Below are 11,858 nucleotides of genomic sequence, written 5' to 3'. Positions count from 1 at the left end.
GCAGGAAAAGCTCGGAGATAAAACGACCATGACTAAAGAAATAGAACACAGGCTGTCAAAAGTGCCTATTGTAAATGTTTTTGTAAAATCAGGAAAGAGAATAAAAGTTCCAGGAATGGAAGGGATGTCTTTGTATGACATTTTAGAAATGTACTTTATAGGCATTGTCGAAGGAGCTCTAAGCACAAGAGCTGGTGGCATTGCCTACAGTTTTTTCATGGCAATTTTCCCGTTTTTATTATTTGTACTTACCTTAATTCCATTTTTACCAATTGAAGGAGCGCAAGAGGGCTTGTTGTCTATCATTTCAGACGTCCTACCTCCGAAAACTTTTGACGCGGTGCATGCGGTTTTATTGGATATTATTAAAAACCAATATGGCGGTTTATTATCTTTTGGTTTTATAGGTTCTATCTTTTTGATGTCAAATGGCGTGAATGCTATTTTTGGTGGTTTTGAGTATTCATACCATATAAAAGAGGCAAGGAATATCTTTAAAGCTTACTTCATAGCAATGTTAGTGTCGGTTGTCATTGTAATTTTTGTGATTGTAGCGATTACTTTAATTATATTCTTTGATTTATTTTTGTTAGATATGGTTTCTTTAGGGTGGTTGAACGACAATTTAATTTGGCTTCAACTTGGTCGGGGTTTGATCTTTTTAATAATGCTCCACTTAACAGTTTCTATGTTATACCATTACGGTGTTAAGGAAGGAAAACAGTCTGGGTTTTTCTCTCCTGGAGCTGTTTTTACCACAATTCTATCAATTTTAACATTTTACTTGTTTGGATATTACGTGACAGAATTCGCAAAATATAATGAGTTGTACGGTTCTATAGGAACCCTTTTAATATTGATGCTGTTTATTTGGTTGAACGCTATCATATTGTTATTAGGCTTTGAACTTAATGCTGCTATTTATGCTTTAAGAGGTAGAAATAAAACTGATAGAACTCTTATAAAATAACAACTTTTTCACGATATTTGTAAATGCATTTTTTAAAGGTGTATTTTTAAGTAACTGGTTTTAAGTGATATTACTAAAAGCTACTAGCTAAGAACTAAAAAAAAAGTAATGAAACCAAGTATTCCAAAAGGAACCAGAGATTTTTCACCTATCGAAGTAGCCAATCGCAGTTACATTATGAACGCCATTAAAATGGCTTTCGAAACTTTTGGATTTCAGCCGATAGAAACACCAAGTTTTGAAAACTCAGCGACGCTAATGGGTAAATACGGTGAGGAAGGGGACCGCTTAATTTTTAAAATATTAAATTCAGGCGACTATTTAGCGAAAGCTGAGGAAATAGTGTTGTCAAAAAAAGACAGCTTAAAACTTACTTCGCAAATCTCGGAAAAAGCGCTGAGATATGATCTAACAGTGCCATTTGCGCGGTATGTAGTCCAGCATCAAAATGAAATTACCTTTCCTTTTAAAAGGTATCAAATTCAACCTGTCTGGAGAGCAGACAGACCACAAAGAGGTCGTTTTAGAGAGTTTGTTCAATGTGACGCAGATGTTGTAGGAAGCCCCTCTTTATGGCAAGAAGTAGATTTTATTCAATTATATGACACTGTTTTTACCAAGCTTGGCTTGGTGGGAACCTTGATTAAAATAAACAATCGAAAAATACTATCTGGAATTGCCGAAGTTATAGGTGCTCAAGATAAATTAATTGATTTTACGGTTGCCTTAGATAAGCTAGACAAAATTGGAAAAGAAGGTGTTGTAACAGAAATGCTGTCGAAAGGAATTACGAACGAGGCTATTGAGAAAGTGCAGCCTTTGTTTGATTTCTCTGGATCTAATAGTGAGAAATTATCTTCTTTACATTCCATGCTAGAAACTTCTGAAGAGGGAATAAAAGGGGTGGAAGAGTTGCGGTTTGTAATTGACACCATTGCTCAGTTAGGTTTAGAAACAGCCAGTTTAGAAGTAGATGTCACCTTAGCAAGGGGGCTAAATTATTATACAGGAGCAATTTTTGAGGTAGCTGCGCCAAAAAGTGTAAAAATGGGATCTATTGGAGGAGGCGGAAGATATGACGATTTAACAGGGATCTTTGGTTTAAAAGAAGTTTCTGGTGTGGGAGTTTCTTTTGGTTTGGATAGGATTTACCTTGTTTTAGAGGAGTTAGGTTTGTTCAAAACAGTTGATTTGCCTACTCCAAAGGTAATTTTCCTAAATTTTGACGCTACTTCGGATATCATGAAAATGAAAGCATTAAAAGAATTGAGAAAGCAAGGTGTGAAAAGTGAACTTTATCCAGATCTTGGAACAAGTAATAAGCAACAAAAGCGACAGTGGAAATATGTTGCAAGTAGAGAAATAGCTTTTGTGGTTTCTGAAATTTCAAACGATATGTATACCCTAAAGAATATGGGCACAGGTGAACAAGAGGCATGCGATTTAAGAGCATTAATAGAAAAATTAAAATAGGAAAAGTATTGTAATTTTGAGGTTGCACGGCTAAATATAGAGGTAGGTTTCCAGTATTTGGCTTTGGAGGTTGAAATGATATTTATAGAAGTATCACGATAATTGATACAAAAGGTAAAATAGTACGTCGCAAAAACGTAAATTTGCATACTAATTAAGAACGAAATGTTTGAATTGAACAGCAAAATGAATGACGATAGGATTGACGAGTTAGGAGAAAATCATGTGGCAACATCGGCAAAAAATCCGATACGGTCAGATGCTTTTGATATTTCTAACGAAGAAAAAATAGCAAAAATTGAAAAGAGTGTACAGGATATTTTACACACTTTAGGAATGGATTTAACGGATGACAGTATTCAGGGGACTCCCAAAAGAGTTGCGAAGGCGTTCATTAATGAAATGTTTATGGGATTAGATCCTAAAAATATGCCGAAAGCTTCTACGTTTGACAACAACTATAATTATGGTGAAATGTTGGTGGAAAAAAATATCGTGGTATATTCTACTTGTGAGCACCATTTGTTGCCAATTATTGGAAGAGCGCATGTCGCTTATATCTCGAGCGGTAAAGTAATTGGTCTTTCTAAAATGAATAGAATTGTGGAATATTATTCAAAAAGGCCACAAGTGCAAGAGCGCTTAACGATGCAAATTGTGCAAGCAATGCAAGAAGCTTTAGGTACAAAAGATGTTGCCTGTGTAATTGATGCAAAACATTTGTGTGTAAATTCTCGGGGGATTAAAGACATTGAAAGCTCTACAGTAACCTCAGAGTTTGGTGGTAAGTTCAAAGAAAAAGAAACCAAGAAGGAGTTTTTGCAATATTTACAAATGCCTACAATTTTTTAAGATATAAAATTTAAGATATAAAAAAACCGTTTAGAATGTCTAAACGGTTTTTTTATGAAAACTAATGGCGGATCTAATTTAATTATTTACCAAAACCCATTCTCCTTTTTCTATTAGCGGAATGGCTTGTTTAAATTTCACTTCTTTTTGCTCACCACTCATCACATTTTTTATCGTAATTCGCTCATTTCTGCCAATTTTTGGTTGCTCTCGCACCATTGTTTCAACAGGTTCAGATTGCTGTCTAGCTTTTGAAATTGATTGCTCAGTTGAGTTTTGAACAGCTGCTTTACTTGTATTTAAACTTTCTTTTCTTTGGTTTCTTGCTTCAGAAATTTGGTTTGATTGCGCTGGCAATTCTCCTTTGAATAAGAAAGACAATACTTCTTTGTTAATCTCATCTACGGTCTTTTTAAACAATTCAAAAGCTTCAAATTTATAAACTAATAAGGGATCTTTCTGCTCATAAGAGGCGTTTTGAACAGAATTCTTTAACTCATCCATTTTACGCAGGTGCTCTTTCCAGTTTTCATCTATAATAGCAAGTGTAATATTTTTTTCAAAGTCTGTTACTAAACTTTTACCTTCCGTTTCATAAGCTTCTTTTAAGTTGGTAACTACTTGCAAAGATTTAACACCGTCTGTAAAAGGTACAACAATGCGCTCATATTTATCTCCTTCGTTTTCGAAAACATCTTTAATTACTGGGTATGCTAAAACGGCATTTCTTTCAATTTTGTTTTTGTAGTGTACCGCAATGATATCATATAACTTGTCTATTAATTCATTTTCTGATAATTTCTCAAATTCTTCTTCTGAGAAAGGAGAAGTCATGGAAGAAAACTTAATCAGTTCAAACTCGAAATTTTGAAAATCTTTAGCGGGTTTGTTACTGTTAATAATAGAAGCACAAGTCTCATAAATCATGTTTGCAATGTCAACTTGCAAACGTTTTCCATCTAAAGCATTTTTCCTTCGTTTATAAACAAACTCTCTTTGAGCGTTCATAATATCGTCGTACTCTAACAAGCGTTTACGAATTCCAAAGTTATTTTCTTCAACTTTCTTTTGAGCTCTTTCAATAGATTTAGAGATCATAGAGTGTTGAATTACCTCTCCTTCTTTTAACCCCATTCTATCCATCATTTTGGCAATTCTGTCTGATCCAAAAAGACGCATCAGGTTGTCATCTAAAGCAACGTAGAATTGTGTTGATCCAACATCACCTTGTCTACCAGCTCGTCCTCTAAGTTGTCTGTCTACACGTCTAGAGTCGTGTCTTTCAGTACCTATAATTGCCAAACCACCCACTTCTTTCACTTCTTTGGTTAGTTTAATATCAGTACCACGACCTGCCATGTTTGTTGCGATAGTCACTACACCGGGCTTTCCTGCTTCTGCAACAACATTTGCTTCACGTTTGTGAAGCTTCGCGTTTAAGATATTGTGTGGAATTTTTCGCATTTGAAGCATTCTTCCCAGTAATTCAGATATTTCAACAGAGGTTGTTCCTACCAGAACAGGACGCTTTTGCTCTACTAAAATTACAATGTCTTCGATTACTGCATTGTATTTTTCTCGGGCAGTTTTATAGACTAAATCTTCTTTGTCATCTCTTTGTATGGGTCTGTTCGTTGGGATTTCTACGACATCTAATTTATAAATTTCCCATAATTCACCCGCTTCTGTAACCGCAGTTCCTGTCATTCCAGAAAGTTTGCGATACATTCTAAAGTAATTTTGCAGTGTTACCGTTGCAAAGGTCTGTGTAGCGTCTTCAATCTTAACATTTTCTTTCGCCTCAATTGCTTGGTGCAGTCCATCAGAATAACGACGACCATCCATAATACGACCCGTCTGTTCGTCAACAATCATTACTTTATTTTCCATTACCACGTATTCAACATCTTTTTCAAAAACAGTATATGCTTTCAAGAGTTGATTCATGGTGTGGATGCGCTCACTTTTAATATTAAAGTCTTTGTACAATTCTTCTTTTTGTTTTGACTTTTCTTCGGGTAACATTTCTGAAGTATCAATTTCTCCAAATTTTACACCGATATCTGGCAATATAAAAAAGTTATCATTGTCTGTCTTTTCTGATAAGTGTGCAATTCCTTTGTCTGTTAAATCAATTTGATTATTTTTTTCCTCGATCACAAACCACAAGGTTTCGTCTACTTCGGGCATTAATTTATTATTGTCTGCCATGTAGTAGTTTTCTGTTTTTTGAAGAATTTGTTTCATTCCTTCAAGAGATAAAAACTTTATCAAAGCTTTGTTTTTTGGCAGACCTCTATAGACTCTTAACAGTTGAAAGCCCCCTTCTTTTGTATCCCCACTTGCAATTATTTTTTTTGCATCTGCTAAGACTCCAAGTAAATATTTACTTTGAATTCCAACGATATCACTTACAAGTGGCTTTAGTTCATTAAATTCATGTCTGTCTCCCTGTGGAACGGGGCCTGAGATAATCAAAGGAGTTCTAGCGTCATCAATTAATACTGAATCAACTTCGTCAATAATGGCATAATTTGGTGCTCTTTGTACTAAATCATCTTTGGAGCTTGCCATATTATCACGTAAATAATCAAATCCGAATTCATTATTCGTTCCATAGGTGATATCGGCATTGTATGCTTTTCTTCTTGCGTCTGAGTTTGGTTGGTGATAATCGATACAGTCGGTCGTAAAACCATGAAATTCAAAAATGGGACCCATCCAAGCTTTGTCACGTTTCGCTAGATAGTCATTTACGGTGACTAAATGCACCCCATTTCCTGTTAAAGCGTTTAGATATACGGGTAGGGTTGAAACTAATGTTTTTCCTTCACCAGTCATCATTTCTGCAATTTTCCCTTGATGCAAAACAGAACCACCGATTAATTGTACATCGTAATGCACCATATCCCAAGTAACTGGTTTCCCAGCAGCATCCCAAGAATTTAACCATAACGCTTTGTCATTTTGGAGGAGTACATGCTCCCGTTCCCCTGACAATGTTCTGTCAAAAGCAGTTGCGGTTACTTCAATTTCTTTGTTTTCAACAAAACGTTTTGCGGTTTCTTTTACTACTGCAAAAGCTTCTGGCATAATTTGTAGCAATGCATCTTCAGAAACTTTGTAAGCTTCATCTTTTAGACGGTCAATTTCTGCATAAATAGCTTCCTGCCTGTCGATATTTGCGGTGGTAGCCTCTTTCTCCAAGGCTTCAATATTAGTGTCAAATTCTTTTGTAGCTACTTTAATCCTTGCTTTAAACTCAATAGTTTTTGCCCTCAATGCATCGTGAGAAAGTTTAGAAATTGCAGCCTCAAATGCATTGACATCGGTCACTATCGGTTGTAAAATTTTTAAATCTTTTTGTTGTTTGTCACCCACAAAAAGTTTGATTACTGAATTTAAAACATTCATTTTCTATTTATCTTTAGTGGCGATAAAAGATCGCCGAATTATTTACTTGCATTACAGAGTTTTAGCTACCTCATAAAAAATATTTTTTTTGTTTAAAATAAAACAAAAAAAAAGCCTCGTTTGAGACTTTTTATATTTAATATTTTTTAGTATTCATCCTCGTTCCAAAGGTAATCATCTTCCGTCGGATAATCTGGCCAAATCTCTACAATTGAGTCATATGAATCACCTTCATCTTCTATATCTTGTAAGTTTTCAACAACTTCTAAGGGAGATCCAGTTCTGATAGCATAATCTATTAACTCATCTTTGGTTGCTGGCCAAGGCGCATCTGCTAAATAAGATGCCAATTCTAAAGTCCAATACATTTCTTATTGTTTAATTTTGTGCAAAAATAATTTTTTTACTGAATTACGCAAGTCTTTTTTAAGAAATTTATTGTGAAGAAAATCATAATTTTTTTCAAGTGTTTAAAATCAATCTTTAAAATAAACAAATAAGGACTATAAACTTCTTCAATGCGATAAAAAAAGAACGTATTAATTTTTTTTAGGAATCCATTTGAATTCTTCTATTTGTAAATCTTGTGACAACTTTCGTGCCAATACAAAAAGATAGTCAGAAAGGCGGTTTAGGTATTTTAAAATGTCATTATTTATTGCTTCTTGATCGTTTAACTCTACAGATAATCTTTCTGCACGCCTACAAACGCACCTTGCTATGTGACAAAATGATACCGCTTGATGCCCTCCAGGAAGTATAAAATGCGTCATCTGAGGAAGAGTTAGCTCCATTTTATCAATTTCATTTTCTAAGAATAAAATCGAGTCTTCGTCAATTTTCGGAATATTTAAGCGATCTTTTCCTGATTTTAACATTTCTTTATCTGGAGGTGTTGCCAACATCGCACCCAAAGTAAACAGTTCATTTTGAACTTTTAAAAGCCCTTCTTTGTGGTCCTCTGAAATCTGCTGATCTTTAATCAATCCGATGTAGGAGTTTAGTTCATCTACCGTTCCATAACTATTGATGCGCAGATTGTATTTTTTTACTCTTGTACCACCAAATAATGCAGTAGTTCCTCGATCTCCAGTTTTTGTATATATTTTCATCTAATTTATTTCTAAAGTTTTACCTCTCAAAGTTACAAAGTTTATCTTTTAAGAAGGTGTTAAACTCTTATTTTAAAATTTTCTTTGGCTTGTTCCTTTCTAAAAAAAACGATTCCGAAGTAAAAGATATCAATTGTAACACGAACTTTTGGATGCTTTTTAATTTGAGACCACGCTGCTTGCATTTCAGCATTCTTATAAATTGAATTGAAGATGAAAAAAGAATCGTTGTGAATGCCTTGTATTCCTATTTTAAAGAAGGCGAGAGTTGCTTCTTTTGTGGGGTTGCTATCAAAGTATATAAAATCGAATTGTTTTTTTTGCACGGTTGTTAGAAGTGTTTCTGAAAAATTTCCAGCAATTATTTCGCTAGCATTTAATTTATTTTCCAGAAATAATGCGCGTGCAATTTTAATTTTCTCTGGACAGCCTTCTATGGTTGTTATTGAAGAATTTTTATTTGCTATTTTTATTGCAGTAGTTCCCAAGCCTATTGAAGTGCCAATTTCTAATATGTTTTTCGGTTTCAGGTATTGGATAATTTTAATTAAAAGCTTGGCATTTTTATTTGAAATCCCCTCCAGTTTTCCGAGCTCAGAAATTTTAAGAAGCTTTTTCTCAAAAACATTAGAAGTGCTATCAAAATTCAAAGTTTTAATTTTGTGATGATTTTTTGCAGTAGAACTTTTTGCATTTAAAAATTTATTCCATAGGGTATTTTCAAGCTTTACATAGAAACACTTGGTTACCAGGAGGAACACAAAAGGGGAGTGTACGCCGTGCTGATTGGTTGCTTTTAGCAAAAATTGAATGTATTTTTTTTGTCGAAATAGCATGTCTTGCGATGAAATACAAAATTAATTTAAAATAATAGCTTAACCGGCATAAAAGCTATATTTGTTCCTGTTGGCTTTGTTTTTAAAACTTATTTTCTTTTCATTGCTGAGGGCTAGCTTTGATTTCAAAAGTTTTTTAACGCAACAGTGAATCTGAAAAGTCCGATAAATTTTTCAAAATTAAAATAAAATGATATCAAAAACAGAATACGCTCCCTATTTTGAACAATACATACAGTTGATTTCGATGGAGGAAAAGTCAATTATAGACAATTTAGAAAGCGCTCAAGTAGCATTTAACCAATTGTTACATACTGTATCTAAAGACAAACACAGCTTTTCTTATGCCGCTGGAAAGTGGACATTAAAAGAGGTCATACAACATATTATAGATACAGAAAGAATTTTTTGTTATCGAGCTTTATGCTTTGCCAGAAATGATAAAACTGCTTTGCCTGGATATGATCAAGATCTTTTTGTGGAGAACGATACTGCCAACGATCGCGATTATTATGAATTATTAGAGGAGATGACGATACTTCGAAAATCTACAATTCAACTGTATCGAAGTTTTTCTGAAGCGGCATTGTTAAGAGCAGGAATGGCATCCAACAATGCTATTTCTGTGCGGGCTTTGGGGTACTTGTTTTCAGGGCATCAATTACACCATTTAAATATTATAACAGCACGTTATTTATGAACAGTAAGGAATATTCTTGAATTTTAAAAGGTAAAAAACCGGAGTGACAACTTCGGTTTTTTACCTTTTTAGTAGGCCGTTTTATCTTGTTTTTCGGTCCATTTTTGAAAGGGCTCTAGTGCAATTTCTCTCCCTACCTGTTCAAAAGGAATACTCCTTTTTTCGTAAGGTAAAGGAATCTCTTTGTAAATAAAAGCATCGTCAAAACCAATATTGGCAGCGTCTTGCTGATTACTTCCGTAATAGACTTTGTCGGGTCTTGCCCAATAAATAGCACCTAAACACATTGGACAGGGTTCACAGGAAGTATAAATAATACAGCCATCCAATTGAAAAGAACCAATATTTTTGCAGGCATCTCTAATCGCAGTGACTTCTGCATGCGCGGTAGGGTCATTGGTTGATGTTACTTTGTTATTTCCACTACCAATTATAGCTCCATCTTTTACAATGATGCATCCAAATGGGCCTCCTTCATTATTATTCATTCCCTTTAAAGCTGCTTTCACAGCTGCACTCATAAACTCTTCGTGTTGCTTCATATTCACGTTATTTTAGTGAAAAAAGAACTGCAAAAGCATGCCGTTCTTTAAAAGTTGTATTTACTATAATTTTATTTTAATCCGCCAATCATTTCTTCTGGCTTTACCCATTCGTCGTATTGCGCTTCAGTAACATATCCTAAACGAACCGCTTCTACTTTTAGTGTTGTACCGTTTTCATGCGCTGTGTTTGCAATTTCAGCAGCTTTATAGTAGCCTATTTTAGTATTCAAAGCCGTTACAAGCATAAGTGAATTATTTAATAATTCGGTAATTCTTTTATGATTCGGTTCAATACCAGCAACACAGTTTACATCGAAAGAAACACAGGCATCTCCGATCAACTGCGCAGATTGTAACACATTCGCGGCCATCATTGGTTTAAAAACATTCAATTCATAATGCCCTTGGGTTCCTCCTACGGTAACGGCAACGTCATTCCCCATAACTTGTGCACAAACCATGGTAATTGCTTCTGCTTGTGTAGGGTTTACTTTTCCTGGCATAATCGAAGAACCTGGTTCATTGGCAGGGATCATGATTTCACCGATTCCAGATCTTGGTCCAGAAGCCATCATTCTGATATCATTTGCTATTTTATTTAAAGAAACCGCTACTTGCTTTAAAGCACCGTGGGTTTCTACAAAAGCGTCATGTGCGGCCAAAGCTTCAAACTTGTTTTCCGCTGTAATAAAGGGCAGCCCTGTAAAATCAGCAATATATTTAGCTACTAATACATCATATCCTGCAGGCGTATTTAATCCAGTGCCGACAGCAGTACCTCCTAAAGCTAACTGAGCTAGGTGTTCTAAGGTATTGTTTAATGCTTTTAGACCAAAGTTTAATTGCGCTACATATCCAGAAAACTCTTGCCCGAGGGTGAGTGGTGTTGCATCCATTAAATGTGTGCGTCCAATTTTTACAATAGTTGCAAAGGCGATTGATTTTGCTTTTAACGTATCTCTTAGCTGTGTAATTCCAGGAATGGTGTTTTCAACAATCTTTTTATAGGCGGCAATATGCATACCAGTTGGAAAGGTGTCATTTGAGGATTGTGATTTGTTGACATCGTCATTAGGTTGAATTGTTTTCTCTCCTTCTCCAATAACTTTTCCCGCAATTTCGTGCGCTCTGTTGGCAATTACTTCGTTCACATTCATGTTTGATTGTGTGCCTGAGCCCGTTTGCCAAATAACCAACGGAAATTGATCGTCTAATCTACCTTCTAAAATTTCATCGCAAACTTGCGCTATTAAATCTCTTTTTTCTAGTGATAAAACTCCTAATTCTGCATTCGTAAAGGCAGCAGCTTTTTTCAAGTAAGCAAATCCATAAACAATTTCTAAAGGCATAGAACCTGCAGCTCCAATTTTAAAGTTGTTGCGCGAGCGTTCCGTTTGTGCACCCCAATACTTATCTGCAGGGACTTCTACATTCCCCATCGTGTCTTTCTCAATTCTATACTTCATGTGGTTCTTTTTTTAAACGGTCTCTTTTAATTTTGTATCCAAATTTCTTTAAGGGATAAAAATCTAAAAACGTCCTTTTGATATAAAAATAATATGCTCACTAACAAGGCAAATTTACAAAAAAAACTAAGTAAAAAGAGTTTGAACAAAACCGATTAAATTCTTTCGGAAAATTTTGAATTAAGCAAGTAAAATTTGAAAATATGTCTTATTTTTGTTCCAATAATTATTAAAATATTTATTATGTTAGATTTTTCTCAATTTTCAGGATTGGTTTTATTCATGTTTGTATTTACTGCAGGTTTTTGGTTGTTGATTTTTCTATTAACATTTGTAGTTCCTTATTGGATTGGCGGTACTGTTTGGGAGAGCTTAAAATTAAAGAAGGAAGCAAAAAACGCTGCTGAAGAAAAGTAGTTTTTTTAAAAATATACTCAAAAAAACCGTTCAATAATTTGAACGGTTTTTTTTGTTATAATGATGAAAGATT

The 11,858-nt window shown here is 34.6% G+C and carries 11 protein-coding genes; 5 read left to right on the top strand and 6 right to left on the bottom strand.

Annotated elements, in window-relative coordinates:
- Nucleotides 1–28: 28 nt before the first annotated feature.
- The 3 genes from PI23P_RS11625 (at nucleotide 29) to folE (ending at nucleotide 3,295) form a co-directional block, all read left to right on the top strand.
- Nucleotides 29–970 carry a YihY/virulence factor BrkB family protein gene (locus PI23P_RS11625; RefSeq protein WP_004571067.1) on the top strand — a complete coding sequence of 314 codons (942 nt, stop codon included), beginning with the start codon at nucleotides 29–31 and terminating at the stop codon, nucleotides 968–970.
- 108 nt (nucleotides 971–1,078) lie between these two features.
- Nucleotides 1,079–2,443: a histidine--tRNA ligase gene (hisS, locus tag PI23P_RS11620; RefSeq protein WP_004571066.1), complete on the top strand. Its 1,365-nt coding sequence runs from the start codon at nucleotides 1,079–1,081 to the stop codon at nucleotides 2,441–2,443.
- A gap of 165 nt (nucleotides 2,444–2,608) precedes the next feature.
- A complete protein-coding gene (gene folE / locus PI23P_RS11615; protein WP_004571065.1) occupies nucleotides 2,609–3,295 on the top strand; it encodes a GTP cyclohydrolase I FolE in 687 nt (228 codons plus the stop codon).
- Between the two features lie 78 nt (nucleotides 3,296–3,373).
- On the opposite strand, the gene secA is transcribed toward folE, so the two are convergent.
- From secA to PI23P_RS11595, 4 genes are all read right to left on the bottom strand, one after another.
- Complete coding sequence (gene secA, locus PI23P_RS11610) at nucleotides 3,374–6,709, bottom strand: preprotein translocase subunit SecA (RefSeq protein ID WP_004571064.1); 3,336 nt, start codon at nucleotides 6,707–6,709, stop codon at nucleotides 3,374–3,376.
- Between the two features lie 146 nt (nucleotides 6,710–6,855).
- Nucleotides 6,856–7,077, bottom strand: coding sequence for a DUF2795 domain-containing protein (locus tag PI23P_RS11605; protein WP_004571063.1), 222 nt, complete (start codon nucleotides 7,075–7,077; stop codon nucleotides 6,856–6,858).
- 171 nt (nucleotides 7,078–7,248) lie between these two features.
- Nucleotides 7,249–7,821 carry a cob(I)yrinic acid a,c-diamide adenosyltransferase gene (locus tag PI23P_RS11600; protein ID WP_004571062.1) on the bottom strand — a complete coding sequence of 191 codons (573 nt, stop codon included), beginning with the start codon at nucleotides 7,819–7,821 and terminating at the stop codon, nucleotides 7,249–7,251.
- A gap of 59 nt (nucleotides 7,822–7,880) precedes the next feature.
- Nucleotides 7,881–8,471 carry an O-methyltransferase gene (locus tag PI23P_RS11595; protein WP_238300029.1) on the bottom strand — a complete coding sequence of 197 codons (591 nt, stop codon included), beginning with the start codon at nucleotides 8,469–8,471 and terminating at the stop codon, nucleotides 7,881–7,883.
- A gap of 376 nt (nucleotides 8,472–8,847) precedes the next feature.
- On the opposite strand from PI23P_RS11595, the gene PI23P_RS11590 reads away from it, so the two are divergent.
- Nucleotides 8,848–9,357: a DinB family protein gene (locus PI23P_RS11590; RefSeq protein ID WP_004571060.1), complete on the top strand. Its 510-nt coding sequence runs from the start codon at nucleotides 8,848–8,850 to the stop codon at nucleotides 9,355–9,357.
- A 68-nt stretch (nucleotides 9,358–9,425) separates the two neighbouring features.
- On the opposite strand, the gene PI23P_RS11585 is transcribed toward PI23P_RS11590, so the two are convergent.
- On the bottom strand, nucleotides 9,426–9,899 hold the full coding sequence (locus tag PI23P_RS11585) for a nucleoside deaminase (protein ID WP_004571059.1): 474 nt from the start codon (nucleotides 9,897–9,899) through the stop codon (nucleotides 9,426–9,428).
- 71 nt (nucleotides 9,900–9,970) lie between these two features.
- On the bottom strand, nucleotides 9,971–11,368 hold the full coding sequence (fumC, locus tag PI23P_RS11580) for a class II fumarate hydratase (protein WP_004571058.1): 1,398 nt from the start codon (nucleotides 11,366–11,368) through the stop codon (nucleotides 9,971–9,973).
- A 243-nt stretch (nucleotides 11,369–11,611) separates the two neighbouring features.
- On the opposite strand from fumC, the gene PI23P_RS12700 reads away from it, so the two are divergent.
- A complete protein-coding gene (locus tag PI23P_RS12700; RefSeq protein WP_004571057.1) occupies nucleotides 11,612–11,785 on the top strand; it encodes a hypothetical protein in 174 nt (57 codons plus the stop codon).
- Nucleotides 11,786–11,858 lie beyond the last annotated feature (73 nt).

The organism is Polaribacter irgensii 23-P, assembly GCF_000153225.1.
Lineage (GTDB): Bacteria > Bacteroidota > Bacteroidia > Flavobacteriales > Flavobacteriaceae > Polaribacter > Polaribacter irgensii.
Note: the sequence above shows the minus strand (reverse complement) of the source record. Positions and strands in the feature narration are given on the sequence as shown.

What these genes read in the sequence shown, in the direction of transcription:
- PI23P_RS11625 (WP_004571067.1), top strand. Translation starts at nt 29, where the DNA reads ATGACTAAAGAAATAGAACACAGGCTGTCAAAAGTGCCTATTGTAAAT.
- hisS (WP_004571066.1), top strand. Translation starts at nt 1,079, where the DNA reads ATGAAACCAAGTATTCCAAAAGGAACCAGAGATTTTTCACCTATCGAA.
- folE (WP_004571065.1), top strand. Translation starts at nt 2,609, where the DNA reads ATGTTTGAATTGAACAGCAAAATGAATGACGATAGGATTGACGAGTTA.
- secA (WP_004571064.1), bottom strand. Translation starts at nt 6,709, where the DNA reads ATGAATGTTTTAAATTCAGTAATCAAACTTTTTGTGGGTGACAAACAA.
- PI23P_RS11605 (WP_004571063.1), bottom strand. Translation starts at nt 7,077, where the DNA reads ATGTATTGGACTTTAGAATTGGCATCTTATTTAGCAGATGCGCCTTGG.
- PI23P_RS11600 (WP_004571062.1), bottom strand. Translation starts at nt 7,821, where the DNA reads ATGAAAATATATACAAAAACTGGAGATCGAGGAACTACTGCATTATTT.
- PI23P_RS11590 (WP_004571060.1), top strand. Translation starts at nt 8,848, where the DNA reads ATGATATCAAAAACAGAATACGCTCCCTATTTTGAACAATACATACAG.
- PI23P_RS11585 (WP_004571059.1), bottom strand. Translation starts at nt 9,899, where the DNA reads ATGAAGCAACACGAAGAGTTTATGAGTGCAGCTGTGAAAGCAGCTTTA.
- fumC (WP_004571058.1), bottom strand. Translation starts at nt 11,368, where the DNA reads ATGAAGTATAGAATTGAGAAAGACACGATGGGGAATGTAGAAGTCCCT.
- PI23P_RS12700 (WP_004571057.1), top strand. Translation starts at nt 11,612, where the DNA reads ATGTTAGATTTTTCTCAATTTTCAGGATTGGTTTTATTCATGTTTGTA.